General features: G+C 67.5%; 25 protein-coding genes. 13 read left to right on the plus strand and 12 right to left on the minus strand.

Features of this window, described 5'->3' with window-relative positions; all coding sequences use genetic code 11:
- Positions 1–4 precede the first annotated feature (4 nt).
- Together G3572_RS15075 and G3572_RS15080 are read left to right on the plus strand one after the other, a co-directional pair.
- Entirely contained in the window at positions 5–793 is a 789-nt protein-coding gene (locus G3572_RS15075) for an ABC transporter ATP-binding protein (protein ID WP_164613372.1), read from the plus strand.
- Complete coding sequence (locus G3572_RS15080) at positions 793–1,557, plus strand: ABC transporter permease (protein WP_164613374.1); 765 nt, start codon at positions 793–795, stop codon at positions 1,555–1,557. The genes G3572_RS15075 and G3572_RS15080 overlap by 1 nt, the downstream gene beginning before the upstream one ends.
- A gap of 107 nt (positions 1,558–1,664) precedes the next feature.
- On the opposite strand, the gene truA is transcribed toward G3572_RS15080, so the two are convergent.
- Positions 1,665–2,450, minus strand: a complete 786-nt coding sequence (gene truA, locus G3572_RS15085) for a tRNA pseudouridine(38-40) synthase TruA (RefSeq protein WP_164613376.1) — start codon at positions 2,448–2,450, stop codon at positions 1,665–1,667.
- A 207-nt stretch (positions 2,451–2,657) separates the two neighbouring features.
- Between truA and G3572_RS15090 the strand changes: the two genes are divergently transcribed.
- Positions 2,658–4,067 (plus strand): YcjX family GTP-binding protein, encoded by a 1,410-nt coding sequence (locus G3572_RS15090; RefSeq protein WP_164613786.1) that lies wholly within the window; start codon positions 2,658–2,660, stop codon positions 4,065–4,067.
- Positions 4,064–5,056, plus strand: coding sequence for a YcjF family protein (locus G3572_RS15095; protein WP_164613378.1), 993 nt, complete (start codon positions 4,064–4,066; stop codon positions 5,054–5,056). The genes G3572_RS15090 and G3572_RS15095 overlap by 4 nt, the downstream gene beginning before the upstream one ends.
- A gap of 122 nt (positions 5,057–5,178) precedes the next feature.
- On the opposite strand, the gene G3572_RS15100 is transcribed toward G3572_RS15095, so the two are convergent.
- The 7 genes from G3572_RS15100 to G3572_RS15130 form a co-directional block, all read right to left on the minus strand.
- Positions 5,179–5,976, minus strand: coding sequence for an amino acid ABC transporter permease (locus tag G3572_RS15100; RefSeq protein ID WP_164613380.1), 798 nt, complete (start codon positions 5,974–5,976; stop codon positions 5,179–5,181).
- A gap of 54 nt (positions 5,977–6,030) precedes the next feature.
- Entirely contained in the window at positions 6,031–6,813 is a 783-nt protein-coding gene (locus tag G3572_RS15105) for a transporter substrate-binding domain-containing protein (protein WP_164613382.1), read from the minus strand.
- Positions 6,814–7,014: 201 nt separating this feature from the next.
- Positions 7,015–8,052, minus strand: coding sequence for a HesA/MoeB/ThiF family protein (locus tag G3572_RS15110; protein WP_164613384.1), 1,038 nt, complete (start codon positions 8,050–8,052; stop codon positions 7,015–7,017).
- A 13-nt stretch (positions 8,053–8,065) separates the two neighbouring features.
- Positions 8,066–8,533, minus strand: a complete 468-nt coding sequence (gene dut, locus G3572_RS15115) for a dUTP diphosphatase (protein WP_164613386.1) — start codon at positions 8,531–8,533, stop codon at positions 8,066–8,068.
- Complete coding sequence (gene coaBC / locus G3572_RS15120; RefSeq protein ID WP_164613388.1) at positions 8,530–9,723, minus strand: bifunctional phosphopantothenoylcysteine decarboxylase/phosphopantothenate--cysteine ligase CoaBC; 1,194 nt, start codon at positions 9,721–9,723, stop codon at positions 8,530–8,532. Before coaBC ends, dut begins: the two co-directional genes overlap by 4 nt.
- A 61-nt stretch (positions 9,724–9,784) precedes the next feature.
- Positions 9,785–10,579, minus strand: coding sequence for a ChaN family lipoprotein (locus tag G3572_RS15125; protein ID WP_164613390.1), 795 nt, complete (start codon positions 10,577–10,579; stop codon positions 9,785–9,787).
- A complete protein-coding gene (locus tag G3572_RS15130; protein WP_164613393.1) occupies positions 10,576–11,454 on the minus strand; it encodes an RNA polymerase factor sigma-32 in 879 nt (292 codons plus the stop codon). Before G3572_RS15130 ends, G3572_RS15125 begins: the two co-directional genes overlap by 4 nt.
- 74 nt (positions 11,455–11,528) lie before the next feature.
- Here G3572_RS15130 and cobU point away from each other — a divergent pair, with 74 nt between their 5' ends.
- The 4 genes from cobU to G3572_RS15150 all read left to right on the plus strand — a co-directional run bounded on the left by cobU (position 11,529) and on the right by G3572_RS15150 (position 15,212).
- Complete coding sequence (gene cobU / locus G3572_RS15135) at positions 11,529–12,098, plus strand: bifunctional adenosylcobinamide kinase/adenosylcobinamide-phosphate guanylyltransferase (RefSeq protein ID WP_354004052.1); 570 nt, start codon at positions 11,529–11,531, stop codon at positions 12,096–12,098.
- On the plus strand, positions 12,095–12,661 hold the full coding sequence (locus G3572_RS15140) for a histidine phosphatase family protein (RefSeq protein WP_164613790.1): 567 nt from the start codon (positions 12,095–12,097) through the stop codon (positions 12,659–12,661). The genes cobU and G3572_RS15140 overlap by 4 nt, the downstream gene beginning before the upstream one ends.
- 83 nt (positions 12,662–12,744) lie before the next feature.
- A complete protein-coding gene (locus G3572_RS15145; protein ID WP_164613395.1) occupies positions 12,745–13,614 on the plus strand; it encodes a glutathione S-transferase in 870 nt (289 codons plus the stop codon).
- Between the two features lie 74 nt (positions 13,615–13,688).
- Entirely contained in the window at positions 13,689–15,212 is a 1,524-nt protein-coding gene (locus G3572_RS15150) for a YifB family Mg chelatase-like AAA ATPase (protein WP_164613397.1), read from the plus strand.
- Positions 15,213–15,332: 120 nt separating this feature from the next.
- Here the strand turns inward: G3572_RS15150 and gshB are convergent, their stop codons facing one another.
- The 3 genes from gshB to rsmI are packed head-to-tail and all read right to left on the minus strand — an operon-like array spanning position 15,333 to position 17,659.
- A complete protein-coding gene (gene gshB / locus G3572_RS15155) occupies positions 15,333–16,277 on the minus strand; it encodes a glutathione synthase (RefSeq protein ID WP_164613399.1) in 945 nt (314 codons plus the stop codon).
- 57 nt (positions 16,278–16,334) lie between these two features.
- Entirely contained in the window at positions 16,335–16,688 is a 354-nt protein-coding gene (locus tag G3572_RS15160) for a YraN family protein (protein ID WP_164613401.1), read from the minus strand.
- 59 nt (positions 16,689–16,747) lie between these two features.
- Complete coding sequence (gene rsmI / locus G3572_RS15165; RefSeq protein ID WP_164613403.1) at positions 16,748–17,659, minus strand: 16S rRNA (cytidine(1402)-2'-O)-methyltransferase; 912 nt, start codon at positions 17,657–17,659, stop codon at positions 16,748–16,750.
- A gap of 87 nt (positions 17,660–17,746) precedes the next feature.
- On the opposite strand from rsmI, the gene G3572_RS15170 reads away from it, so the two are divergent.
- From G3572_RS15170 to murJ, 3 genes are all read left to right on the plus strand, one after another.
- Complete coding sequence (locus G3572_RS15170; protein WP_164613405.1) at positions 17,747–18,925, plus strand: penicillin-binding protein activator; 1,179 nt, start codon at positions 17,747–17,749, stop codon at positions 18,923–18,925.
- Between the two features lie 116 nt (positions 18,926–19,041).
- Entirely contained in the window at positions 19,042–21,777 is a 2,736-nt protein-coding gene (locus G3572_RS15175) for a [protein-PII] uridylyltransferase (RefSeq protein ID WP_435530985.1), read from the plus strand.
- The gene (murJ, locus tag G3572_RS15180) at positions 21,774–23,321 is read left to right on the plus strand and encodes a murein biosynthesis integral membrane protein MurJ (RefSeq protein ID WP_164613409.1); all 1,548 of its coding nucleotides are present in this window, start codon (positions 21,774–21,776) and stop codon (positions 23,319–23,321) included. The genes G3572_RS15175 and murJ overlap by 4 nt, the downstream gene beginning before the upstream one ends.
- Before the next feature lie 152 nt (positions 23,322–23,473).
- On the opposite strand, the gene G3572_RS15185 is transcribed toward murJ, so the two are convergent.
- On the minus strand, positions 23,474–24,160 hold the full coding sequence (locus G3572_RS15185) for a rhomboid family intramembrane serine protease (RefSeq protein ID WP_164613411.1): 687 nt from the start codon (positions 24,158–24,160) through the stop codon (positions 23,474–23,476).
- Between the two features lie 88 nt (positions 24,161–24,248).
- Here G3572_RS15185 and trpS point away from each other — a divergent pair, with 88 nt between their 5' ends.
- Complete coding sequence (gene trpS, locus G3572_RS15190; RefSeq protein WP_164613413.1) at positions 24,249–25,295, plus strand: tryptophan--tRNA ligase; 1,047 nt, start codon at positions 24,249–24,251, stop codon at positions 25,293–25,295.
- A 34-nt stretch (positions 25,296–25,329) separates the two neighbouring features.
- Positions 25,330–26,436 carry a hypothetical protein gene (locus tag G3572_RS15195; RefSeq protein ID WP_164613415.1) on the plus strand — a complete coding sequence of 369 codons (1,107 nt, stop codon included), beginning with the start codon at positions 25,330–25,332 and terminating at the stop codon, positions 26,434–26,436.
- Positions 26,437–26,586: the final 150 nt, after the last annotated feature.

Consider the following 26,586-nt stretch of genomic DNA (forward strand, 5'->3'; position numbering starts at 1 on the left):
TCTCATGGCCAACCTCATCGACATCAAGGGCGTCTCCCACGCCTACCGCACCAAATCGGGCCCGCTTCCGGTGCTCGACAACCTGAATATCGCTGTGCCGGAAGGCGAATTCGCCGCTGTCGTCGGCCCCTCGGGCTGCGGCAAATCCACGCTCACACGGCTGGTCGCCGGATTGATGAAACCCGATAGCGGCGAGGTCTGGCTGCATGGCGAACGGGTGACCAGCCCGCGCAAGACGGTTGGCATGGCCTTCCAGAACCCCGTTCTGCTCGAATGGCGCACGATCGTCGATAACGTGATCCTGCCGCTGGAAATCGTGGCCCCGCGCATGCCGCAGGCGCGGCGGGTGGAACGCGCGCTGCATCTGCTCGACATGGTGGGGCTAAGCGGCTTTGAATCCAAACGCCCGAGCGAGCTTTCGGGCGGCATGCGCCAGCGCGCCAGCCTCTGCCGCGCCATCGTGCATCGGCCTGATGTGCTTATCATGGACGAACCCTTTGGCGCGCTTGACAATTTCACGCGCGAGGACCTGTGGCAGACCATGCGGGACCTGCGCGCCGCCGAACCTTTCACCTGCGTTCTCATCACCCATGACCTGCGCGAAAGCGTGTTTCTGGGCGATCAGGTCTTTGTGCTGTCAGGCCGCCCCGCCCGCACCCAGATGGTGCTCAAGGTGGACCTGCCCGCCGACCGCAAGCTCGATGTCCTCTACGAGCCGCGCGCGCAACAGATGCTGCACACCCTGCGCGACCAGATCCGCATCGCCCAAGGCCGTGACGGAGAGCTGCACTGATGGAAACCCTGCAGAAAATCGCGGTGCCACTGGTCGCGGTCGTGCTGTTTCTGGCCGCATGGGAGGCGCTGGTCTGGGTCAACAACTGGCCCAATTACAAGATGGCCTCGCCATCCGACCTGCCGCCCGCCTTCTGGCGCTTCCGCTGGCTCTTCCTCGAAATGGGCTGGCAGACCCTGTGGCGTACCGTGCTGGGGCTGGGGCTGGCGGTGGTGGTCGGCACGCTCATCGGCATGGTGATGGGCTTTTCGCGCATCGCGCGCGACGGTCTCTACCCGCTGCTGGTCGGCTTCAACGCCATTCCCAAGGCCACGCTGGTGCCGGTGATCTCGCTCATCTTCATCGGCCAGCACGATTTCAACACCGTGCTGATGGCCTTTCTCATCAGCTTCTTCCCCATCGCCGTCTCGGTCGGCATCGGCCTGTCGACGCTGGAACCGGAATACCGCGACATCCTGCGCAGCCTCGGGGCCTCGCGGCTGACGATCTTCCGCAAGATCGCCCTGCCCAAGACCCTGCCCGAGTTTTTCGGGGCGTTGAAAGTGTCGGTCACGCTGGCCTTCATCGGCACCAATCTGGTGGAAATCGTGGCTCCGCACGGGCGCGGCCTCGGCGCGCTGTTCAAATCGGGCGAGACGAACGGGGATTACCCGCTGATGTTCGCGGTGCTGATCGCGCTCGCGGCGCTTGGCATCCTGCTCTATTACGCGGTGCTGGTGCTGGAACGCATCTTCGCGGGCTGGGCCGAACGCCCGCAAGGCTGAGCAAACCTTCCGACCGGGCGCTCGTCGCGCGTGACCGCCCTCCTCGCTGGCGCAGCGATGACAGCGGTCACGCTGGAAGAGCGGATGGCAAAAGGTAGCGCGCGCCGTCAGCGCGCCGGCCTATCTGCAAACGGGTCGACCGGATACCCCACTCCGGTCAGATAAAGCCCCTGCGGCGGACACACAGGACCACAGGCCGCGCGGTCCCGCGCCGCCAGCGCCTCGCCCACCTGATCCGGGCTCCAGCCCCCCGCGCCCACCCGCTCCAGCGTGCCGACGATCGAGCGCACCTGATTGTGCAAAAAGCTGCGCGCCCGCAGCACAAAACGGTACTCGACACCGCCCGCATATGGATGCTCTGTGATCGTGATCTCGTCCAGCGTCTTTACCGGCGATTTCGCCTGACACATCGTCGAGCGGAAGGTGGTGAAATCATGCAGCCCCACCAGATGCGCCGCCCCCGCCTGCATCGCCGCAAGGTCCAGCGGATTGAGCACCTGCCACACCCGACCCCTGTCATGCGTCACCGGCGCGCGCCGTGCCACAAGGCGGAACAGATACCGCCGCTCGGTCGCGGAAAATCGGGCATGAAAATCATCCGGCACGCGGGCCGCGTCGATCACCGCCACCGGCGCGGGCTTCATATGCCAGTTCAGCGCCTCGGACAGACGGAAGGGCGACCAGTCGCGCGCAAGGTCCACCGTCGCCACCTGTCCGGTGCCATGCACGCCGGTATCGGTGCGTCCGGCGGCGGCAATGGTATGCGGCCCCGGCTCCAGCCGCGCCAGCGCCGCCTCCACCGTGGCCTGCACCGAAGGCTGTCCGGCAGCCTGCCGTTGCCAGCCCTGGAACGGGCCGCCGTCATAGTCGATTTTCAGCGCATAGCGGGGCATGGTGCCGGTCTTAGCGGATTTGGCCTGCGCTGCAAGCCCGTCCGCATTCCAAGGCGACGCCCCCCGGCGCCCCCCGGCGCGCCCCGTGCGGGGCGTATCCGCAATGGTGCGATGCCAGGCAGCCTTCCTCTGCGCAGCCGCGGGGTCCCCCCTACCCAGCGCGCGCGGCCATGCCTATGTTGGGGACAAGCACAAGGAATGTCGCAATTGGTTCTTTCCTCATTGACCGACGGGATTTCGCGCAGCGTCGGGGCGCTGGCCGGATCGGTGACCGACCTGTTCGAGCCGACCCTGCGGCTGGGCGTCACCGGCCTGTCGGGCGCGGGCAAGACCGTGTTCATCACCGCGCTGGTCGCCAATCTGCTGGATCGTGGCCGGATGCCGCAACTCGCCGCCGAGGCACAGGGCCGGATCGAGACGGTGCTGCTGCAGCCGCAACCCGACCTGACCTTGCCGCGCTTTGACTACGAGGGCCATCTGTCGGCGCTTCTGGGAAGCGAGCCGCGCTGGCCGCAATCCACCCGTGCGGTGTCAGAGTTGCGGCTGTCCTTCCGCCTGCGCCCCTCGGGGCTGCTCGGTCTGGCCGGCAGCGGGCGGCTGCATCTCGATATCGTGGACTACCCCGGCGAGTGGCTGCTGGACCTCTCGCTGCTCGACAAGGACTATCCACGCTGGTCCGCCGAGACGCTGGAACGGATCGGTAAGCGCCCCGAGGCGGCGGCCTTTCTGGCGCTTGCCCGCGCCGAGGATGGCGCGCTGGCGCTGGACGAGCCGCGCGCGCAGTCCCTTGCGGCGGCTTTCACCGACTATCTGAACGCCGCGCGCGGCAAGGGATGGTCCGACCTGACACCGGGGCGCTTTCTGCTGCCGGGGGATCTTGCCGGATCGCCGGTGCTGACCTTCGCGCCGCTGCCCGAACCTGCCAGCGCACCGCGCGGCAGCCTCTGGCGCGAGATGGAGCGGCGGTTCGAGGCCTACAAGGCCAAGGTGGTCAAACCCTTCTTCCGCGACCATTTTTCCCGCATCGACCGGCAGGTGGTCCTGATGGATGTGCTGGGCGCCATCCATGCCGGTCCGCGCGCCGTCGAGGACCTGCGCCGCACGATGGCCGAGATCCTCACCGCCTTCCGCCCCGGCGCGAATGGCTGGCTCAACCGCATACTTGGCGGCAAGCGGGTGGAGAAGATCCTCTTTGCCGCCACCAAGGCCGACCATCTGCACCACCACCAGCACCCCGCCCTCACCGCGATCACCGAGGCGCTGCTTTCGGACGCCCGCCGCCGCGCCGATTTTTCCGGCGCGCGCACCGCGGCGCTCTCGCTGGCCTCAATCCGCGCCACGGTGGAGGATAGCGTGCAGCGCGACGGCGCCCCGCTCGATCTGGTGCGGGGACGGCTGCAAGGCACCGGCAAACAGGCGGCGATGTATGCAGGCGATCTGCCAACCGACCCCGCCCGCATCCTCGCCCCCGCGCGCGAAGGGGCCGAGCGCTGGCTGGACGCCGATTTCGCGCTGATGGGCTTCGCCCCCGCCCGCATGACGCTTAAGCCCGGCGAAGGCCCGCCCCATATCCGGCTGGACCGCGCCGCCGAATTCCTGATCGGAGACCGGCTGTGACCGACCTGCCCCCGCCGCGCAAACCGCTGCTTCTGGAACTCGAGGACGAGGCAGACCCCGCCGCCGCTGCTCCGGTGCCGGATGATCTGCCGCAAGGGCAGGCCATGCAGCTTGCCGCCCGCCTGCGTGCGCCCCGCTCGCGGCTCGCACGCTTTGCCCTCTGGACCTTCGGAGCCTTCTTCACCTTCGCGCTCTCGGTCGCCGCCTACGACTTCGTGACGGGGCTTTTCGCCCGCAATGCGCTTCTGGGCTGGGTGGCGGGGGTGCTGCTGGTGCTGGCGCTGCTCGCGGCCGTGTTGCTGGCGGGGCGCGAATGGTCCGCCTACCTGCGGCTGATGCGGCTCGACCAGTTGCGACAGGCCGCCGTCACCGCCCGCCAGACCGCCGACCTCAAGGCCGCGCGCCGCAGCGTGTCCGCACTCGTCTCGCTCTATGCCGCCCGCCCCGACACCGCCTGGGGCCGGGCGCGTCTGGCCGAGCGAGAGGCCGAGGTGCTGGACGCCGACGCGCTCCTGTCTCTGGCCGAGACGGAACTCCTCCCCCCCCTCGATGCCCGCGCCCGCGCCGAAGTCGAGGCGGCCGCGCGGCAGGTGGCGATGGTGACCGCGCTGGTGCCGCTGGCGCTGGCCGATGTGGCGACCGCGCTGGTGGCCAACCTGCGGATGATCCGGCGGATCGCGGAAATCTACGGCGGACGCTCGGGCGCGCTCGGGTCATGGGGCCTCCTGCGCCGCGTCTTTGCCTCGCTCGTCGCTGCCGGAGCCCTTGCCCTCACGGATGACCTCATCGGGACGGTTGCAGGGGGCGGGGTCCTGTCCAAACTCTCGCGCCGCTTTGGCGAAGGCGTGGTCAATGGCGCGCTGACCGCCCGTGTCGGCCTTGCCGCCATCGACCTCTGCCGCCCGATGCCCTTCGTGGCGGTCGCCCGCCCCTCGACCTCGGGCACCGTCAGCCGCGCCCTTGCCGGACTGGTGCCGCGCAAGGCCTGACAGGCGGCGCCCGGCCCCTGCGGTCGGACGCCTCCGGCGGGAGTATTTGGAAAGCAGCAATGCAAGGCGCGCGCTCAGGCTTTGCTGCTTTCCAAATACTCAAAGGCCACAGGCGCCGCGCCCTAACGCTCTGACCGCGACCGCAGCCGCGTCTCGATCCGCCGCAAAATCAGGCTCAACCCGATCGTCATGGTCAGATAGATCAGGGCGGCGACGTTATAGGTCTCGAAATAGCGGAAATTGCCCGCCGCCGTCACCTTGGCAAGCTGCGCCACATCGGTGACGCCCAGCACCGAGACGAGCGAGCTGTCCTTCACCATCGCCACGAAATCATTGCCGAGCGGCGGCAGGATCAGCCGGATGGCCTGCGGGAACACGATGTGGCGAAAGCGCTGCCAGCCCGACAGGCCAAGCGCCTGCGCGGCCTCGATCTGGCCACGCGGCACGGCCTGCAGGCCCGCGCGGAAGATCTCGGCGAGGAATGCGGAATAGGCCAGCATCAGGGCGATCACCGCCCGCGCGATCAACGGAAAATCGCGGGTGCGCCACGGCGCAAATCCCAGCGGTTCCAGCAGCGCGTTGACGCCCGTCACCAGCAGCGGTGCGAGCACGAAGGCGACATAGAGCAGCAGCACGATGATGGGGATGCCGCGCATGATTTCGATATAGAGCCGCGCCAGCTGCCGCAGCAGGAGAAAACGCGACAGGCCCATCACCGCAAGGCCAAGCCCGATCAGACAGGCCCCCAGATAGGCCACGACCGCGACAAGAAGGGTCACGCGGATGCCCTTGGCCAGGGTGTTCAGCACCGCACCATAGACCGGATTGGCAAGCACCTGCCAGAACAGGACCGCGCCGATGGTCACAAGGACCACCAGCCACCATGGAAAATCCTTGTCGGGGGACGTCTTGGGGATCATGGGCTGCCTGACAGAACGGGGCCCCGGCGCATGTGCCCGCCGGGGCCGCGCGCCTTACTGGCCCATCTTGTAGTCAAGGAACCACTTGGTATTGAGCGCCTCCAGCGTGCCATCCGCCTCCAGCGCCGCGATGCCGGCATTGATCGGGGCCACCAGATCCGAGCCCTTGGGGAAGATGAAGCCGAAATCCTCGGTCCCCAGCATGTCACCCACGATCTTGAGCCCGCCATTCGACGCCTCGACATAGCCCGCGCCCGCCGTGCCATCGGTCAGCACCAGATCGACATCGCCCGCCCGCAGCGCCTCGACCGTGGCCCCGAAGGTTTCGAACAGCTTGATGCGCGGATTGGCCTCGTTGCCATCGAGCACCTCGTAGACGCCCACGTAGAAGGGCGTGGTGCCGGGCTGCGCCGCCATCAGCAGGTTAGGGTCTGCCGCGAACCCCGCCGCGTCGCTGAACCGCGTCTCGTCGCCGCGCACCATCATCACCATCTGGCTGGTCATGTAGCTGTCCGAAAAATCGACCTTCTCCTTGCGGTCGTCGCGGATGGTGATTCCGGTCATGCCAAGGTCGAACTGCCCCTCCGACACCGCCGCGATCATCGCATCCCAGGAAATCGTCTCGTATTTCACGGTGAAGTTCAGCCGCTCGGCAAGCTCCGCCATCGCGTCATATTCCCAGCCCACCGCCGCGCCCGAGGCATCGATGAACTGCAGCGGCGGATAGGCGTTTTCCGTAACCACCACGATCTCGCGCCCCCCCAGATCGGGCAGATCCTGCGCCAGGCTGGCGGTGGCACTCAGGGCAAGGGCAGCAAGGGCAAGGGTCGGTTTCATGGGTCAGGCTCCCGGTTGGACTTTGATCACAAGACTATGGCGGCGGTCACCGCCCTCGGCAAGGGCAGGCCCGCCCAAGACGGGCGGGAAATGCCGCCCGCCCGAAAAACGATCGCCGCCGGTGGCCACGGTCCGTGGCAACGCCGCCGAGCGGGGGCTCGATGCCCCCCGAGGCGGCCCCCATCAGGCCCGCCCCTCCGCTCAACCACCGCCACCGCAGGCCGCGCAACCGGCGCGAGGCTTTACGCCGATCACCCGCGTTTCGGCATAAAGCGCGTCATGGATCACCAGCCGCCCGCGCAAACCCTCGCCCGCCCCCGTCAGCAGCTTGATCGCCTCCATCGCCATCATCGCGCCGATCACCCCGGGCAGGGGCGCCGCCACCCCGGCCTCGGCGCAGGTTGGCACCATCCCGGGCGCGGGGCGCTGCGGAAAGACGCATTCGAAACACGGCCCCCCCCGCGCCGGATCATAGACGCTGATCTGCCCTTCCCATTGCGTGATCGCCGCCGCGATCAGGGGCTTGCCCGCCGCCGCGCAGACGCGGTTCACCAGATAGCGTGTGTCGAAATTGTCGGTGCCGTCCAGCACCAGATCGTAGTCGGCCACCAGATCGGCCACAACGCTCTCGTCCAGCCGCCGCCTGTAGGGGCGCACCTCGATGAACGGGTTCAGTGCCTTCATCGCGATCTCGGCGGAAAACACCTTGGGCATCCCGATCCGCGCATCGGCATGGATGATCTGGCGTTGCAGGTTCGACCCTTCCACCACATCGTCATCGATGACGCCGATCACGCCCACCCCGCTTGCCGCCAGATACAGCAGCGCCGGACTGCCGAGGCCCCCTGCCCCCACCACCAGCACCCGCGCCGATTTCAGGCTTTTCTGCCCCGGCCCGCCGATCTCGCGCAGCAGGATGTGGCGCGCATAGCGCTCGCGCTCCACCGCCGAGAATGTCCCCGGACGGGCCGCAGCCCCGGCGGCGGGCGGGGCCACCCGCCGCCGCAATCGCGACAGCCCCGCGCGGTAGACCATGATAACCGCCGCCAGCGCCCCCAGCAGGAACCAGCCGCGCAGATCGCCTCCGACAAAAGCCCCCAGTTCCGGCGGCATATAGGGCGCATGCGCCAGCAGCAGCACCAGAAGCCAGCCCCAGGCCGCCAGCCAGACCCAGCGCGCCGCCCAGCCCAGCCAGCGCCCCGCGCCAAACAGGACAAGAAATCCCAGAAGCCCGATCATGCGCCGCCGCCCGTCACGACCGGCCGGTGGAGCCAAAGCCCCCCGTGCCGCGCTCTGTGTCGCCCAAGGCCTCCACCACCGCAAAGCGCGCCTGCACCACCGGAGCCACGATCATCTGCGCCACCCTGTCGCCGTGCTGCACGGTATAGGGCACATCGCTCAGGTTCACCAAGGCCACCCCCAGAGGCCCCCGATAATCGCTGTCGATCGTGCCCGGCGTGTTGGGCAGGGTGATCCCCGATTTGGTCGACAGGCCCGAGCGGGGCCGGATCTGCATCTCATAGCCCGGCGGGATCTCCACCCTGATCCCCGTCGGGCAAATAGCCCGCTGCATCGGGGCCAGCGTAAACCCGCCCGCCCGCATCCCGGGCGGCAGGTTGGCGCGAATATCGGCCCCCGCCGCCCCCGGCGTCTCATAGGCGGGCAAGGGCAGGTCGCGGTCCGCCCAGTCTTCGAACAGGATCTTCACCACAGGGGTCATTGCAACGCCTCCGCAATCTTCTGCGCGAGTCGCCGCGCCACCGCATCCTTGGCCATGCGCGGCCAGACCTCGGCCCCGCGTTCCGAAATCACCGTCACCGCGTTCTCGGCCCCGCCCATGATGCCGGTCGCGGGCGAGACATCATTGGCCACGATCCAGTCACACCCCTTGCGCAGCCGCTTGGCGGTCGCATGGTCGACCACCGCCTCTGTCTCGGCAGCAAATCCCACCACCAGACGCGGGCGCAAGGCGCCGCGCGACACCGTCGCCAGAATGTCGGGGTTCTCGGCAAACTCCAGCGCGGGGGCGCGGCCAGAGCCGTCCTTCTTCATCTTCTGCGCGCCCGCATTGGCCACCCGCCAGTCGGCCACTGCCGCCGCCATCACCGCCGCATCAGCGGGCAGCGCCGCCTCGACCGCCGCCAGCATCTGCGCCGCCGTCTCCACCCGCACCACGGCCACGCCGGCAGGGGGCGGCACCACGGCAGGGCCGGTGACAAAGGTCACCCGCGCCCCGAGATCACGCAAGGCTGCCGCAATCGCCGTGCCCTGCGCGCCCGAACTGCGGTTGGCGATATAGCGCACCGGATCAATCGGCTCATGCGTCGGGCCGGATGTCACCAGCACATGCCGCCCCGCCAGCGGCCCCGCGCCCAAAGCGGCTTCGACCGCCGCCACAATCTCCGCCGGTTCCGCCATCCGCCCCGGCCCGAACTCGCCGCAGGCCATCTCGCCCGCATTCGGCCCCACCACCCGCACGCCATCGGCCAGCACCGTGGCCAGATTGCGCTGCGTCGCCGGATGCTCCCACATCCGCACATTCATCGCAGGGGCCGCCAGCACCCGCTTGTCCGTCGCCAGCAAAAGCGTCGAGGCCAGATCATCCGCCCGCCCGCCTGCCATCTTCGCCATCAGATCCGCCGTCGCAGGGGCCACGACCAGCAGATCGGCGGCGCGCGACAACTGGATATGCCCCATCTCGGCCTCGTCGGTCAGATCGAACAGGTCCTGATACACCTTGTGCCCCGCCAGCGCCGATACACTCAGCGGCGTCACGAACTCGGACCCCGCGCGGGTCAGCACCGGCACCACCGAAGCCCCCGCCTTCTGCAAAAGCCGGATCAACTCCAACGACTTATAGGCCGCGATGCCGCCGCCAATGATCAAAAGCACCCGTTTTCCGGCCAGCATCCCGCGTCCCCTCTTTGCCTCCGGACGTTAGGGCGCAATGCGCGCCAAAGGCAACACCCCGTCAACGAAAGGCGGCACACGGGTCCTGGCGCGGCACGGCCTCGGTCACGACCCACATGTCAAACGGGGCCGCCGCAGGCGCAACCCCTTCGATCTGCCCGACCGACAGCACGGAAAGCCCCGGTGCCGCCTCGGCCAGCACGGCAGGCACCCCCCAATCGCGGCGGGCATGGCCCGACCCTGTGATCACCGCCACGGGCGGGCCCACCTCGGCCAGCGCGCGCAGCACCGCCTCGGCCAGATAGGCATCGCGCAGCCGCTGCGCCTGCACCATGCCGGGCAGCACCTCGACGGGAATCGCATCGCAATGCGCCGCCAGTTGCTCCGCCTCCCGCGCCGCCTGCTCCGCCTCGGGCAAAAGGCGCCTCAGGCCGGGGCCATCGGGCATCACCGCCAGCGCGCCTTCGCTCACCGCGCGCCGCGCAAGCTCGCGCGGCACCTCGGCCCCGTAATGGCGCGCACGGCCAGCGGCCACGAAGATCGGATAATACATCTCGAAATCGGGCCAGCCGCTTTCGGCCCAGCCCAGACGGCGCGCCACCGCCTCACGGTCGCTCAGGTCAAGCGGCACCCTGCTGGCGGTTTCCGCGGTCATCTGTTCCCAGACCACCGCCCGCGGCTTGAGCGAGAACACCGCCCGCGCCTGATTCATGTGGTGTTCGGCGTTGTCATGCACCTCGCCCAACACCACGACTTCGGCACGCGGCATGGCATCCAGCATCCCGGCCCCGATCTTGCCCGCCTCGGCCACCCCCGTGGCCCCGAACAGACCGAGTGTGAATGCCAGCACCCTCATTGCAGGAAGTGATGCACTTCCCGCGACTGGGTCTCAAGGTTGCGCCGCATCTTGGTGAAAGCCGCCGCCTCCAGCTGGCGCACCCGCTCCTTGCTCAGGCCCAGCTCCTCGCCAAGGCTTTCCAGCGTGCGCGGCTCCTCGCGCAGCTTGCGTTCGGCCACGATGAAACGCTCGCGCGGGTTCAGCGCCTGCATCGCGGTGATCAGCCAGCCGCGCAGCCGCTCGGCATCATGCGACAGCTCCACCTGCTCGGCCGCGCCCGCCGCATCATCTTCCAGCGCGTCAATCCACTCGCGCCCGTCCTCGTCACTCGACTGTGTGGCATTGAGCGAGAAGTCAGACCCCGAAAGCCGCCCCTCCATCATCTCCACATCGGCCAGCGGCACCCCCACCTCGGCGGCCACCATCTGCCGCAACTGGAACTGGTCAAGCACCTCGCCGCGCTGCGCCGCCTCGCGCTCCAGCTTGGCCTGCACGCGGCGCAGGTTGAAGAACAGGGCCTTCTGGCTGCTGGTCGATCCGGTCCGCACCATCGACCAGTTGCGCATCACGTAATCCTGAATGCTCGCCTTGATCCACCATACCGCATAGGTCGAAAACCGCACCCCGCGATCAGGGTCAAACTTGTCGGCGGCCTTCATCAGGCCCAGCGACGCCTCCTGGATCAGATCGGGCATCGGCGCGCCATAGCGGCGGAACTTCGCCGCCATGCTGATCGCCAGTCGCATATAGGCCGTGATGAGGCGGTGCAGCGCCCGCTCGTCCCGCTGGTCACGCCATGCATAGGCCAGCTTCAACTCGGTTTCGGCATCCAGCAATTCGGCCCGCATCGCTTGGCGGGACATGGTTTGGTCGTTATATCCGTCCAGTGCCATCTCGCTTCCCCCAGTGTTCGATCGCCGCAACAATCGTGCGGCTCAGATCCCGCTTTTGAAAGGTAATACGCCGCGTGCCGCCGATCGGATCACTTTCGCCATCGACTTTTTCTCTGCCCGCCCTAACGCTGGTGATCGGCGGGGCCAGATCGGGCAAATCCCGTCTGGCCGAACGCCTCGTTACCGCCACGGGCCGCCCGCGCTGCTACATCGCCACCGCGCAGGCGTTTGACGCCGAAATGCAGGCCCGCATCGACCAGCACCGCACGGACCGCGGCCCCGACTGGCAGACGCTGGAAGCCCCCACCGACATCGCCACCGCCCTTGCCGCCTGCGATCCGGGCAGCGCCATCCTGATCGACTGCGCGACGCTCTGGCTGTCGAACCACCTGCTCGCAGGGCATGACCTTGACGCCGCCGGCACAACCCTCGTCCAGGCGCTCACCACCCATGCCGCCCCCATCGTCATCGTCTCGAACGAGGTGGGCTGGGGTATCGTTCCCGAAAACGCGCTCGCGCGCCAGTTCCGCGATGCCCAAGGCCGCCTGAACCAGCAGATCGCCGCCCGTGCGGGCAGCGTCATCGGCGTGATGGCGGGCCTGCCCTTCGCGCTCAAGGGCGCATTGCCACAGGCCGCGCTCTGATGCGCCTGCACCTCGTCCGCCACGGCCCCACCCATGCCAAGACCATGATCGGCTGGACAGACCTGCCCGCCGACCTGTCCGACACCGCCGCCATCGCCCGCCTCTCGGCCCATCTGCCCGCCAATGCCGCGCTCGTCTCCTCCGACCTCTCCCGCGCCGTCACCACCGCCGACGCGCTCGCCCTGCCCACCCGCACCCGCCTGCCGCATGACCCGGCCTGGCGCGAACTCCACTTCGGCGCGTGGGAGATGCGAACCTTTGCCGAGGCCGAGGCAGCAGACCCCGCCCATATCCGCGCCTTCTGGGAAACCCCCGGCCCCATCCGCGCACCGGGCGGCGAATGCTGGAATGACCTCGCCACCCGCGTTGCAGCGGCGCTGGACCGCCTGCCCGACGAGACGATCATCGTCTGCCACTTCGGCGCCATCCTCGCCGCCCTGCAGGCCTGCCTCGGCCTGAGCGCCACCGATGTCTTTGCCCACAGGATCGACAATCTTTCCGTCACCGAACTGCACAAAACGGCAGCGGGCTGGCAGGCGCTGCGCATCAATCACATTCCGTGATGGGCGGGCGCAAAATTCATCACTTTCCATCCGGCGCGCCATGCCGCTAGCTGCGGCGCAAGCAAGCGGAAAGGCCCTGACCCATGACCCAGCCCTATGACCTCGTGATCGGCGACCGCGCCTATAGCAGCTGGAGCCTGCGCGGCTGGCTGCTCTTCGACGCCTTCGGCATCCCCTGCACCCTGCACCGCGCGCGGCTCTACACCGATGAGCTTCCCACGCTCTTGCAACAGTTCCACCCCGCCCGGACCGCCCCCACCATCCGCACCCCCGATGGCGTGGTCATCCCCGAAAGCCTCGCCATCGCCGAGGAACTGGCTTCCCGCCATCCCGATGCCGGCCTCTGGCCGGCCGAGCCCAAGGCCCGCGCCATCGCCCGCGTGCTCGCCGCCGAGATGCACGCAGGCTTCACCGCCCTGCGCAGCCATTGCCCGATGAACCTGCGGGTCAGCTACACCGATTGCGCGCCGCCGCAGGCGGTGCTCGACGATCTGGCCCGGCTGGAAACGATCTGGGCCTGGGCATGGGACCAGACCGGCTCGGCGCAATGGCTTTGCGGTGACTATTCCGCCGCCGATGTGTTCTTCGCCCCCGTCGCCACCCGCATCGCCACCTACAACCTGCCGCTCAGCCCGCGCGCGATGGCCTATGTGAAGGCCCATCTGGCGCATCGCTCCTTCCGCCAGTGGCGCGCAATGGGGCTCGTCGACGGCGCCGATCAGGAGTTTTACCGCCGCGACTACCCCACGCGGGTCTGGCCCGGCCCCGCCCCCCTGCCCGCGCGGGCGGTCGAGGGCGTTGCGGCGGAAAACACCGCCTGCCCCTATTCTGGCAAGGCGGTCACGCATGTGCTGGAGCTTCAGGGCCGCCGCTTCGGCTTTTGCAATGCCTTCTGCCGCGACAAGACGGCGGCCGACCCCGAGGCTTGGCCACAGTTCATGGCGCTGCTCTGAATCGCCACCAAGGCCCTGTTAACCATTCGCTAACCCTGCCCCGTTAACCCTCTGCCAAGGGATCGGGGTAAAACATGGTTGCCAAGGCCTATACAGTCGCCTTCGAAGGGGTAGAGGCGCGTCTTGTCGAGGTGCAATGCGCCATCTCTGCCGGTTTGCCCGGCTTTGCCGTGGTCGGCCTGCCCGACAAGGCGGTCTCCGAAGCCAAGGAACGCGTGCGCGCGGCGCTCTCGGCCATGTCCATCGCCCTGCCCACCAAGAAGATCACCGTAAACCTCTCGCCCGCCGACCTGCCGAAAGAGGGCTCGCATTTCGATCTGCCCATCGCGCTGTCGCTGCTCGCCGCGCTCGACATTCTGCCCAAGGACGAGGTGGAGGCGACCGTCTCTCTGGGCGAACTCGCCCTTGATGGCCGCCTGATCGCCGTCCTCGGCGCGCTGCCCGCCGCGATGGCCGCCGCCGAAAGTGACCGCGCCCTCCTCTGCCCGCGCGATTGCGGCGCCGAAGCGGCCTGGGTGGGCGCCACCGAAGTGCTGGCCGCTGCCTCTCTCGACGAGGTGGTGCGCCATTACACCGGCCAATGCCCGCTGCCGGCTGCCGAGGCGGGCGAGGTGATCTCGCAGCGCTCGGGCCGCGATCTGGCCGAGGTCAAGGGACAGGAACGCGCCAAGCGTGCGCTGGAAATCGCCGCCGCAGGCCGCCATCACATGCTCATGGTCGGCACCCCCGGCTCGGGCAAGTCGATGCTCGCCGCGCGCCTTCCCGGCATCCTGCCCCCGCTTTCGGCGCGCGAGGCGCTGGAAACCTCGATGATCCACTCCCTCGCGGGTCTGCTGACCGAAGGCGGCATCTCCCGCGACCGCCCCTTCCGCGAGCCGCATCACACCGCCTCGATGGCCGCCATCGTGGGCGGCGGCAAAGGGGCGAAACCGGGCGAGATATCGCTCGCGCACAACGGGGTGCTGTTTCTGGACGAGTTTCCAGAGTTTCCGCGTCAGGTGCTGGAAACCCTGCGCCAGCCGATCGAAACCGGCGAGGTGATGGTGGCCCGCGCCAATGCGCATATCCGCTATCCCTGCCGCTTCCTGCTCTTGGCCGCCGCCAACCCCTGCCGCTGCGGCTACCTCTCCGATCCGGCCCGCGCCTGCGGCAAGGCGCCCCTGTGCGGCGACGACTATCTGGGCCGCATCTCCGGCCCGCTGATGGACCGTTTCGATCTGCGCGTCGACGTGCCGCCGGTCGCCTATGCCGATCTGGACCTGCCTGCAACGGGCGAAAGCTCGGCCGCCATCGCCGCCCGCGTCGCCCGCGCCCGCGCCCTGCAATCCGCGCGCTATGCCGAGGATGACGGGCTGCGCGTCAACGCCGATCTGGAAGGCAGACGGCTGGAAGAGGTGGCCAGCCCCGACAGCGAAGGCCGCGCCCTGATCGCACGCGTGGCCGAACGCATGGGGCTCAGCGCGCGCGGCTATCACCGCGTTTTGCGCGTCGCCCGCACCATCGCCGATCTCGACGGCGCGCAAACCGTGCGCCACCCCCATGTCGCCGAAGCCATCAGCTACCGGTTCGCGCCAATCTCGAAACCGGACCGCAAATAGATCAAGTGAGCTGCGAAAATCCGGCTGCGCCCGGCGGCACCGCAGGGCCTGGCACCCGGCCGTGCACGCCTCATACGACGGATCGTGCGTCCGGTGAAACTCAGCCGCGCCGCAGCAGGGCTACCCCGCGCGCTTGGCCTCGATCACCTCCCAGATGCGCGCCGCCGTATTGGTCCCGTCAAAACGCTCGAGCTCCTGGATCCCGGTGGGCGAAGTCACATTGATCTCGGTCAACCAGTCCCCGATGACATCGATGCCGACAAACACCTGCCCGTTGTCCCGCAGCACAGGCCCGATGCGCGCACAAATCTCGAGGTCCCGCGCTGTCAGCCCCACCTTCTCGGGCCGCCCCCCCGCATGCATGTTCGACCGCGTCTCGCCCTCCTGCGGCACCCGGTTGATCGCGCCCACAGGCTCGCCATTCACCAGAATCACCCGCTTGTCCCCCGCCGACACCGCCGGCAAGAACTTCTGCACGATCAAGGGCTCGCGGTTCATCCCCGTGAACATCTCGTGCAGACTGGAAAGGTTGCGGTCATTCGGGTCCAGCCGGAACACCCCCGCGCCGCCATTGCCGTAGAGCGGTTTGAGGATGATATCCCCGTGCCGCGCCTTGAACGCCCGGATCGTGGCCAGATCGCGCGCGATCGCCGTCGGCGGCGTCAGATCGGGAAAGCGCAGCACCAGCAGCTTCTCGGGAAAGTTCCGCACCCAGAACGGATCATTCACCACCAGTGTCTTGGGGTGGATCATCTCCAGCAGATGCGTTGTCGTGATATATCCCATGTCGAACGGCGGGTCCTGCCGCAGCCAGACCACATCCATCTCCGACAGGTCCACCTCCACCTCGGGGCCATAGCTCACATGGTTGCCAACCTCGCGCCGCAACTCAATCCAGTAGCCCCGCGCCATCACGCGGCCTTCGACAAAGGCAAGCCGGTCCGGCGTGTAATAGAACAGCGCATGACCCCGCGCCTGCGCGTCAAGCGCGATCCGGAACGTGCTGTCGGCATTGATATTGACCGACCCGATCGGGTCCATCTGCAGGGCAACCTTGAGCGGCATGGGCAATCCTCCGTGAACGCGCAAGCTTTGGCGCAAACCCGGGGAAGATGCAAACCGTCAGGCCGCGAAGGCGTTTTCCAGAACCTCGATCCGCCCCGTGCCATCCACCAGCGCCACGTCGAAGCGCACAGGCGTTTCCTGCCCCGCCGGTTCGCCGCCGATGAAACACGCGGCCGAGGCGGTGATTCGCGCCATCTGGCGCGGCGTAATCCGCTCGGCGGCAATGGCATGGCTGCGCGCGTGCTTGACCTCGATGAAGATCACCTCTGCCCCGTTCCGCGCGATCAGATCGATCTCGCCACCCGGACCGCGCCAGCGCCGCGCAATCACCGGCCGGCCCGACCGGTCGTAAAGCCGCGCCACCTGATCTTCCGCCGCAACCCCGGCATGATAGCTTCTGCTTCCGCTCATTCCGCTGTCCCCCTTGCACATTCCGCCATCCGTCCCGCCCGTTCCGCCGATCCTTCAGCTCACTCCGCCGAATCGCCCGCCCGCCCGCGCGCCAGGGCAAGCTGGTAGACCTCGCGCCGTGGCAGCCCGAAGGCATCGGCGATGGCGGCGGCCGCATCCTTCACGGTCATCGTGGCCAAGGCACGGTCCAGTGCAGCCTCCACCGTTCCGGCATCGGCCTGCACCGCTGCGCCGCGGCCGATCAGCAGCACGATTTCGCCCTTCACATCCCGCCCGTCATAGGCAGCCACCAGATCGGCCAAAGTGCCGCGGGTGACTTCTTCGAACCGTTTCGTCAGTTCCCGGCACACCACCGCTTCCCTCTCTGCTCCGAAGCATTGCACACAGACCCTTAATGTTTCCCGAATCCTCTTCGGGCTTTCATAGAGGATCAGGGTCGCCCCGACATGGGCCAGGCCGCTCAGAAAGCTTTGCCGCGCGGCCTTGGCGCTGGGGGGAAAGCCTGCGAACATGAAGCGGTCGGATGGCAGGCCCGAAACGGTCAGCGCGCAGAGCACCGCCGAGGCTCCGGGCGCGGCCAGCACCGGCAGGTCCTCCGCGATCGCCGCGCGCGCCAGACCGAAACCCGGGTCAGAGACCAGCGGCGTTCCCGCCTCCGAGGCATAGACCACCGATTTGCCCTTTTGCAGCGCGCGCATCAGGCGGGGCAGCGCCTGTGCCTCGTTGTGTTCATGATAAGGCACAAGCGGGCGGTCTTTCAGCGCAACTCCGTGGATTTCCATCAGATGCCGCAGGCTGCGGGTGTCTTCCGCCGCCAGCACATCCGCGCCCGCCAGCAGATCGAGCGCGCGCAGCGTGATGTCGCGCGCCGCCCCGATTGGGGTGGCGATGAAATGCAGCCCCGGCGGAATGCCGCGCGCAGGGGCCGCATGGGCGCCCGCAGGCGGGGTCTGGAAAGCGTCTGCCGTCATCGGATTGGTCCTGACAAGTTTACTTCGTGCGTCATTGCCCGTAAGTTCAGCCGATAAAGCTGCGCCTTTCCGGAAAAGGAAGTTCTTATGTTGTCTGTTCTGAGCCGGGCCCGCAAGTCGCTGGGTCATGCCGCCGTTGCCTTGGCCGCCCTTGCGCTGGCCGCCTGTCAGCCCGCCACAGGCCCGGTCGCCGGTGGTCCGGCGGTTGATTCGTCCGCCCCCGTCATCGTGGCGCTGCTGGTTCCCTCGGGCTCCGGTCAGGCCAGTGACGAGCTCTTGGCCCGCTCCTTGCAGAATGCCGCGCGCCTTGCCGTCTCCGATCTGGGCGGCAACCGCATCGATCTGCGCGTCTACAACACCGCAGGCCAGCCCGCGACCGCGCAGGCGATGGCGTCCAAGGCCATCGCAGACGGCGCCAAGATCATCCTCGGCCCGGTCTTCGCGCAAGAGGCAAATGCCGCCGGTGCCGCCGCACGGGCGCAAGGCGTCAACGTGCTGGCCTTCTCGAACAACCCCGACATCGCCGGGGGCAACGTCTTCATCCTCGGCCCCACCTTCGGCAACACCGCGACCCGTCTGGCCACCTATGCGGTGCGCAACGGCAAGCGCCGCATCATGGTGGTGCATGACCAGAACACCGCAGGCCAGCTTGGCCGCACCGCCATCGAACAGGGCGTCGCCCGCGCCGGCGGCAGCGTCGTCGGGGTCGGCTCCTATGAATTCTCGCAAAACGGCGTCGTCTCTGCCGCCCCGCGCATCGCCGCCTCGGCCCGCGCCGCCAATGCCGATGCCGTGTTCCTGACCGCCGACACTGCGGGCGCGCTGCCGCTGATCAGCCAGCTTCTGGCCGACAACGGGCTTGGCCCGGCCGCAACCCAGTTCATCGGCCTCACCCGCTGGGATATCCCGCAGGCCACGCTTGCCTTGCCCGGCGTGCAGGGCGGCTGGTTCGCCCTGCCCGATCCCGCGCTCTACGCACAATACGAAAGCCGCTATCAGACCGCCTTCGGCGAGCCGCCCCACCCGATCTCGGGGCTGGCCTATGATGGCATCGCCGCCATCGGCGCGCTGCTCAAGCAGGGCCGCTCCAACGCCCTGACCGGGCAGGCGCTGACACAATCGGCAGGCTTCGTCGGGGTGAACGGCATCTTCCGCCTGCGCTCGGACGGGCAGAACGAGCGGGGACTTGCGGTGGCACAGATCCGCAACAATCAGGTGATGATCATCGACCCCGCGCCGCGCAGCTTCGGCGGCGCCGGGTTCTAAGACAGATCATGGCGCGCGCCGCCAAACCTGCGCAGCCGGGCTCCGGCGCAGCCCGCACGGCTGCGCCGGGCCTTGCCACGCCGCCCGCCTCCCTGTCATCGGCCCCTGCGCCAGACATGCTGCTGCCAGCGGACCAGATCTTCGATCAGACCGCCTGCCTTGCCGGGCTGACACAAGAGCTTGCCAAGGCCGACGACAGCCGCACGATGCGCAGCCTGACGGTGCAGCACCTGACCGAAGCGCGCAGCCGCGGCAACGCAGCCCTTGCCGAGGCGTTCACCAAGCGCCCGCATGACGCGCGGGCACTGGTGCTGGGGCAATCGGTGCTGACCGACGGGCTGGTGCGCGTCGCGCTCGAGGTGGCCTGCCGCTGGCTGCATCCCCTGTCCAACCCGACCGAGGCCGAACGCATCGCGGTGGTGGCCGTCGGTGGCTACGGCCGCGCCGAAATGGCCCCCGCCTCCGATGTCGACCTCTTGTTCCTCACCCCGTGGAAAACCACCCCCTGGGCGGAAAGCGTGGTCGAATCCATGCTCTACATCCTGTGGGACCTGAAGCTGAAGGTCGGCCATGCCACCCGCACCGTGAAGGATTGCATCCGGCTCGGGCGCGAGGACATCACCATCCGCACCGCCCTTCTGGAACACCGCTTCATCGCCGGACACGAACCGCTCGCCACCGAACTGGGTGACAGGCTCTGGTCGGACCTCTTCCGCAACTCCGGCCCCGAATTCATCGAGGCCAAGCTCTCGGAACGCGCCGAACGCCACAAGCGCCAGGGCGGCCAGCGCTATGTGCTGGAGCCCAATGTCAAGGAGGGCAAGGGCGGGTTGCGCGACCTGCAAACGCTTTACTGGATCGGCAAATACCTGCACCGCGTGCCCGCCGCGCGCGAGCTTGTCGCGGTCGGCCTCTTCCGCCCCGAGGAATACGACACCTTCCGCACCGCCGAGGAATTCCTCTGGGCCGTGCGCTGCCACCTGCATTACATCTCGGGCCGCGCGATGGACCAGCTCACCTTCGACCTGCAGGTCGAGGTGGCCGACCGCATGGGCTACCGCGACGCAGGGGGCCGCCGCGCGGTGGAAATCTTCATGCAGGACTACTTCCGCCACGCCACCCGCGTGGGCGAACTCACCCGCATCTTCCTTACCGAACTCGAGGCCCGCCACGCCAAGCCCGAAGCCAGCCTCTTCGGCATCTTCAAGCGCAAGAAACGCGTGCGCGAGGGCTACCGCCTGATCCAGGGCCGCATCGACGTGGTGGACGAGGTCGCCTTCCTGCAAGACCCGCTCAACCTGTTGCGCATCTTCGAAGAGGCCCTGCGCACCGGCTATCTCCTCCACCCCAACGTCATGCGGATGATCGCGGCCAACCTGTCGCTCATCGACGATTCCGTGCGCGACAACCCCGAGGCGGTGCGCCTGTTCACCGACATGCTGCTCAAACACGGCAACCCCGAACGCGCCCTGCGCCGGATGAACGAGCTTGGCGTGCTTGGCGCCTTCATCCCCGATTTCGAGCGCATCGTCGCGATGATGCAGTTCAACGTCTACCACCACTACACGGTGGACGAACACATCATCCAGACCATCTCGGTGCTGGCCCAGATCGAACGCGGCGAACTGGTCGAGGAACTGCCCATCGCCTCGCGCATCCTCTCGGGCGCGGTCAACCGCAAGGTGCTCTACATCGCGCTCCTCCTGCACGACATCGGCAAGGGCCGCCCCGAAGACCATTCCATCATCGGCGCGCAGATGGCCCGCCGCATCGCGCCCCGCCTCGGCCTCACCCCCGAGGAGGTGGAGACCGTCGAATGGCTGGTGCGCTATCACCTGCTGATGTCCGATGTGGCGCAAAAGCGCGACATCGGCGATCCGCGCACGCTGCGCGACTTTGCCAAGGCGGTAAAGACCCGCAAGCGGCTCGACCTTCTGACCGTCCTCACTGTCTGCGACATCCGCGGCGTCGGCCCGGGCACATGGAACAACTGGAAAGCCATGCTCTTGCGCAGGCTTTACAACGAAACCGCCGAGGCGCTGGAAAACGGGCTGGAAAACGTCAACCGCACCAAACGCGAGGACGAAGGCAAGAAGGCCCTGCGCATCGCACTGGCCGACTGGCCGCAAGCCGACATCCGCGCCGAACTCGCGCGCCATTACCCGCCCTACTGGCAGGGCCTGCCCACCGAAACCCAGGCGGTGTTCGCGCGCCTCCTGCGCGGCCTTGCCGATGACGAAATCCGCATCGACCTGCACCCCGAGCCTGACCGTGACGCCACCCGCGCCGCCTTTGCGCTGGCCGATCATCCGGGCATCTTCTCGCGCCTTGCAGGTGCGCTGGCCCTTGTCGGGGCCAATGTCGTCGACGCGCGCACCTACACATCCAAGGATGGCTACGCCACCGCCGTGTTCTGGGTGCAGGATGGCGAAGGCAAGCCCTATGACGAGGCCCGCCTGCCCCGCCTGCGCGGCATGATCGAAAAGACCCTGCGCGGTCAGGTCGTCGCCCGCGACGCGCTGAAAGACCGCGACAAGGTCAAGAAGCGCGAAAGCGAATTCCGCTTCCCGACCCATATCACCTTCGACAACGAAGGGTCCGACATCTACACCATCGTCGAGGTGGACACCCGCGACCGCCCGGGCCTGCTCTATGACCTCACCCGCACGCTGGCCAACAACAACATCTACATCGCAAGCGCCGTCATCGCGACCTACGGGGCGCAGGTCGTCGACAGCTTTTACGTCAAGGACATGTTCGGGTTGAAAATCCACGCCAGACCCAAGCAAGAGGCTTTGGAGAAAAAGCTGCGCCAGGCCATTCTGGAAGGCCGGGAGCGCGCCGCAACATGAAACCCATCCGGCTGATCCGCTCGATCATGGTGGTCGGCGGCTGGACTCTGCTCTCGCGCGGGGCCGGCTTTGCGCGCGACATCATGATGGCCGCCTATCTGGGCGCAGGCCCGGTGGCCGAAGCCTTCCTGATCGCCTTTTCCCTGCCCAACATGTTCCGCCGCTTCTTTGCCGAAGGTGCCTTCAACATGGCCTTCGTGCCGATGTTCGCCAAAAAGCTCGAAGGCGGCGAGGATGCCAAGGGCTTTGCCCGCGATGCGTTTTCGGGGCTGGCGGGCATCCTGATCCTGTTCTCTCTGCTCGGCACGCTGGCGATGCCGTGGCTGGTCTGGGCGATGGCCTCGGGCTTTGCGGGGGACGAACGCTTTGATCTCGCGGTGCTCTATGGCCGCATCGGGTTTTCCTACATCCTGTTCATCAGCCTTGTCGCGCTTCTGTCGGGCGTGCTGAACGCCTTCGGCCGCTTTACCGAGGCCTCTTTCGTGCCTGTGCTGATGAACCTGATGTTCATCGCCGCCATGCTGCTTGCCGACCGTTTCGGCTGGGATATGGGCCTGACCCTCGCATGGACGGTGCCGGTGACAGGGGTGGCGCAATTTGCCTTCACATGGTGGGCCGCCGCCCGCGTCGGCTTTGCGCTGGTGCCGTCATGGCCCAGAATGACGCCCGAGTTGAAGCGCCTCTTCATCATCGCCGCCCCTGCCGTGCTGGCGGGCGGGGTGGTGCAGATCAACCTGCTGGTGGGCCGTCAGGTCGCCAGCTTCACCGAAGGCGCGGTGGCATGGCTCTCCTATGCCGACCGGCTCTATCAACTGCCCTTGGGCGTCGTCGGCATCGCCATCGGCACCGTGCTTCTGCCCGACCTCTCGCGCCGCCTGCGGGCAGGCGATGCGCAGGGCGGGCGTGACAGCTTCAATCGCGGCACCGAATTCGCGCTGGCGCTGACCTTTCCGGCGGCGGTGGCGCTGGTGGTCATCGCCATGCCGCTCTGCTCGGTGCTGTTCCAGCGCGGGGCCTTCGGGCCGGATGACACCGCCAATACCGCAATGGCGCTCGCCGCCTATGGCATGGGCCTGCCGGCCTTCGTGTTCCAGAAGGTTCTCCAACCGCTCTACTATGCGCGCGAAGATACCAGACGCCCGTTCCGCTATGCGGTGATCTGCATGATCGTGAACGCGCTCATCGCCATCGGGCTGATGCCGGTGATCGGCTTTGTCGCGGCGGCACTGGCGACCACGCTTTCGGCCTGGGTGATGGTCTGGCAACTCTGGCGCGGCAGTCGCGGCATGGGGCCGGAAGCGCAGTTTGACGACCGGTTCCGCGCCCGCGCATGGCGGATCGTGCTGGCCTCGCTTGCGATGGGCGGGGTGCTTCTGGCGGCGATGACGGCGCTCGGCCCGATGCTCGGCACCGAAGGGCTGCGCTACCTCGGCCTCGCGCTGCTGATCGCCTCGGGCATCGTGGCCTATTTCGGCCTCGGCACCCTGATCGGGGCCTTCCGCCTGTCCGATTTCAAATCCGCCCTGCGCCGCAATCGCAGTTGACCCGCCCCTCATCCGGCCTGATGGCCGTCTTCGGTCGCACCAGCGAAGGCGGCCATCAGGCCGGATGAGCGGGACAAAAGGTTAAGACCACGTTAAACCGGAAATCTAAACCTTTGATTTCATTGAGTTCGCGCCTGTGTAACACAGCGGTTCTACCGCTGGCGCATCTTCTCCAGCACCCGCCCCCAGCCACCGGGGCTGACCACGAAAGACAGGGCAAAGCCGGTGGCAAATCCCGTCAGGTCCGCCACCCATTCATACCCGCCCCCGAACAGCAGCCCGAAGATCAGCTGGATGCCCAGGAGGAACCCGATCAGCGTGAAGGCCCGGTATTTGTTGGCCCCCACCGCCGCCAGATTGACCCAGAGCAGGAAGGTGAACCCCCCGATCAACCCGTAGACCGGCGGATACCCCCCGATCAACGGCGCCCGCACGCCGGGCAGGATCAGGGTATAGACCAGCGCCCCCCCGATGGCCGAGGCAAAGAAGATCAGCAGCACCGCCCACCAGCGGAACACCTCCCCCACCATCTTTCCCAAGGCCAGCAGGATCACGACCACGAACAGCACATGGGTCAGGCTGCCATGCACGAAAGGATAGCTGACCAGCCGGTGCATCCCGTCCAGCGGATACTGCCCGGTGTCGAGGAGATACCGCATGAGGTCGGGCGAGAAGGCAAAGCGTTCCAGCGCCTGCAAGCGCCAGCCGATCCCCTCCGCCCCGCCCACAAGCCCCGCCCCCGCCGCGGCCAGCACCAGTTCCATCGCGATCATCGGCAAGGCCAGCACCCAGACCACCATCGGCAGCGGGTTCAGGGGGGCGGCGTTCATGTCCTGCATCGCAAACTCCTCGCGGGGCCAGCATGATTGACGCCCCCTTGCCCATGGATTACGCCAGCGGCAGGACTTTATCCAGATGGAGACGACCATGTCAGAGACTTCGGCGGTCCACACGCCGCAAGCCTTCACGCCGCGTATCTTCTCGGGAATCCAGCCCTCGGGCGGACTGACCCTTGGCAATTACCTCGGCGCTCTGAAACGCTTTGCCGAAAAGCAGAACGAGGGCATCCAGACAATCTATTGCCTCGTCGACATGCACGCCATCACCGTCTGGCAAGACCCCGCGAAGTTGCGCCAGCAAACCCGTGAGGGCGCGGCGGCCTTCATCGCCTCGGGCGTCGATCCGGCGCGCTCGATCCTGTTCAACCAGAGTCAGGTCAGCGCCCATGCGGAACTCGCGTGGATCTTCAACTGCGTTGCCCGTCTGGGCTGGATGAACCGGATGACCCAGTTCAAGGACAAGGCGGGCAAGAATGCCGAGGCCGCGTCGCTGGGCCTCTACGCCTATCCGGCGCTGATGGCGGCCGACATCATGGCCTATCACGCGACCCATGTTCCGGTGGGCGAGGACCAGAAGCAGCATCTGGAACTGACCCGCGACATCGCCACCAAGTTCAACCACGACTACGGCGTCGATTTCTTTCCCATCGTCGAGCCGTTGATCGAAGGTGCCGCTACCCGCGTGATGTCCTTGCGCGACGGCACCAAGAAAATGTCGAAGTCTGATCCGTCGGACCAGAGCCGCATCAACCTGACCGATGACGCCGACGCCATCGCCGCCAAGATCCGCAAGGCCAAGACCGACCCCGAGCCCCTGCCCGACAGCCTTGACGGGCTGAAAGACCGGCCCGAAGCGCGCAATCTGGTGAACATCTACGCCGCGCTTGCGGGAATGACGGCGGCAGAGGTGATCGCCGAACACGCCGGCGCACAGTTCGGCACCTTCAAACCCCGGTTGGCCGATCTGGCCGTGTCGGTGATGGCCCCGATCACAACCGAGATGAATCGCCTCATGCAGGACCCTGCCGAGATCGACCGCATTCTGGGCGAAGGGGCCGACCGTGCCGAAGCCATTGCACGCCCGATCCTGACGCAGGTTTATGACATTGTCGGCATGATCCGGTCGCGTCGCTGACCTCTGGCGGACGCGCGCGGCACCGCGCAACGGCATGCAGGGTGGAAAGGGCTGGGACGCCCTGCCCAGCCCTGTTATCCTGCCTGCGATGAAGCGTCTGCTGCGTGCCCTTTTGCTGCTTGCCTTCGCGGGGTCTCTGACGGTGACCCTGCGCGCAGGCTATCAGATTGCCAATACCCCCGCGCTGCGCCCGCTGATCGACCGCAGCGCGGCCGAGATCGAGGCGGCGACCGACCGCATGATGGCGCGCGAGGCAACGCCTGACCGGCTGGCGGCCCTGATCGAGGCGCGTCTTGACGAAAGCCCGCGCAACTGGGTTGCGCTGACAGCTCTGGCCGAAGTGTCCGAGGCGCAGGGCTATCCGCTGCCCGCAAGCTATGCGCAGGCATGGGAGGAAGAGTCGGGGCTGATGGCCCTATCCGGTGATTGCCTTGCCTGCATGTGGGACATAAACGCCTGTTCCCTCTCCACCGCCCTGATCTGCAAGGCGCCGATCTTTCTGACTCCGGTGGAGGACCTGCGCGGCGTGGTCAAGGCAGGGGCGGACTACAGCCTTGGCCGGCCGATTGACCAACTGGACCTCGGGCTTTCGGTGCTGGGGTTGGGGGCCACCGCCGCCTTTGTTGCGACGGGCGGCACTTCGGCCACGGTCAAGGCCGGAACGGCGACGATCCGGCTCGCGCGCGGAATGGGACGGCTTTCGCCTGCCTTGGGCGCGCGGATGACGGGTGCGGTGACAGACGGCATCCGTTGGGCCGACCTGCCGATGGTGCGCAGCGCCGACGATGCGGCGGCACTGCTGCGCACGGATGCCCTGCGTCCGCTGGCTGAAACGGTTGCCGACCTTGGCCGCATGGCCGATGCCACGGGCCCCGTCCCCGCGCTGCACCTGCTGCCTCTTGTCGACGACGCGACCGACGCACGGCGACTGGCCAATGCAGCCGAGGCGCTGGGGCCAAAGACCGTGTCCCGCGCCGAGGTGCTGGGCAAATCGCGCCTGCTGCGGGCCACCCTCCGCTATGGCGATGAGGCGGTGGCGCTGATCGTGGGTCTGGTGGGGGCGCTGCTGTCTTTCGCGATGCTGCTGGCCGGAATGGTGCAGAGCATGGTGATCCGCCGGCTGCGCGCCCGTGTCACATGATTGACGCCGAGCGCGGCTATGTCTTGCCGCAGGCGGGCCTTTCCCGAACCGTCGCTGCCACGAGGGTCTTTCCCCGGCCCTGTGCGGCCCGCTTTTTCCCCCAGCCCTGAGGGGTTGGGGGGCTTTTTTCGACAGAACCTGTGCGCCGGT

It is taken from the genome of Pseudotabrizicola algicola (assembly GCF_010915705.1).
Lineage (GTDB): Bacteria > Pseudomonadota > Alphaproteobacteria > Rhodobacterales > Rhodobacteraceae > Pseudotabrizicola > Pseudotabrizicola algicola.

Bases quoted from the DNA above. Each gene is read 5' to 3' on its own strand.
- murJ (WP_164613409.1), top strand. From the start codon at position 21,774: ATGAAACCCATCCGGCTGATCCGCTCGATCATGGTGGTCGGCGGCTGG.
- gshB (WP_164613399.1), bottom strand. From the start codon at position 16,277: ATGCCGCTCAAGGTTGCCCTGCAGATGGACCCGATCGGGTCGGTCAAT.
- truA (WP_164613376.1), bottom strand. From the start codon at position 2,450: ATGCCCCGCTATGCGCTGAAAATCGACTATGACGGCGGCCCGTTCCAG.
- G3572_RS15075 (WP_164613372.1), top strand. From the start codon at position 5: ATGGCCAACCTCATCGACATCAAGGGCGTCTCCCACGCCTACCGCACC.
- G3572_RS15080 (WP_164613374.1), top strand. From the start codon at position 793: ATGGAAACCCTGCAGAAAATCGCGGTGCCACTGGTCGCGGTCGTGCTG.
- rsmI (WP_164613403.1), bottom strand. From the start codon at position 17,659: ATGACGGCAGACGCTTTCCAGACCCCGCCTGCGGGCGCCCATGCGGCC.
- G3572_RS15160 (WP_164613401.1), bottom strand. From the start codon at position 16,688: ATGAGCGGAAGCAGAAGCTATCATGCCGGGGTTGCGGCGGAAGATCAG.
- G3572_RS15130 (WP_164613393.1), bottom strand. From the start codon at position 11,454: ATGGCACTGGACGGATATAACGACCAAACCATGTCCCGCCAAGCGATG.
- G3572_RS15170 (WP_164613405.1), top strand. From the start codon at position 17,747: ATGTTGTCTGTTCTGAGCCGGGCCCGCAAGTCGCTGGGTCATGCCGCC.
- G3572_RS15105 (WP_164613382.1), bottom strand. From the start codon at position 6,813: ATGAAACCGACCCTTGCCCTTGCTGCCCTTGCCCTGAGTGCCACCGCC.
- G3572_RS15175 (WP_435530985.1), top strand. From the start codon at position 19,042: ATGCTGCTGCCAGCGGACCAGATCTTCGATCAGACCGCCTGCCTTGCC.
- G3572_RS15150 (WP_164613397.1), top strand. From the start codon at position 13,689: ATGGTTGCCAAGGCCTATACAGTCGCCTTCGAAGGGGTAGAGGCGCGT.
- G3572_RS15100 (WP_164613380.1), bottom strand. From the start codon at position 5,976: ATGATCCCCAAGACGTCCCCCGACAAGGATTTTCCATGGTGGCTGGTG.
- G3572_RS15110 (WP_164613384.1), bottom strand. From the start codon at position 8,052: ATGATCGGGCTTCTGGGATTTCTTGTCCTGTTTGGCGCGGGGCGCTGG.
- G3572_RS15145 (WP_164613395.1), top strand. From the start codon at position 12,745: ATGACCCAGCCCTATGACCTCGTGATCGGCGACCGCGCCTATAGCAGC.
- dut (WP_164613386.1), bottom strand. From the start codon at position 8,533: ATGACCCCTGTGGTGAAGATCCTGTTCGAAGACTGGGCGGACCGCGAC.
- G3572_RS15195 (WP_164613415.1), top strand. From the start codon at position 25,330: ATGCAGGGTGGAAAGGGCTGGGACGCCCTGCCCAGCCCTGTTATCCTG.
- G3572_RS15125 (WP_164613390.1), bottom strand. From the start codon at position 10,579: ATGAGGGTGCTGGCATTCACACTCGGTCTGTTCGGGGCCACGGGGGTG.
- trpS (WP_164613413.1), top strand. From the start codon at position 24,249: ATGTCAGAGACTTCGGCGGTCCACACGCCGCAAGCCTTCACGCCGCGT.
- G3572_RS15185 (WP_164613411.1), bottom strand. From the start codon at position 24,160: ATGCAGGACATGAACGCCGCCCCCCTGAACCCGCTGCCGATGGTGGTC.
- coaBC (WP_164613388.1), bottom strand. From the start codon at position 9,723: ATGCTGGCCGGAAAACGGGTGCTTTTGATCATTGGCGGCGGCATCGCG.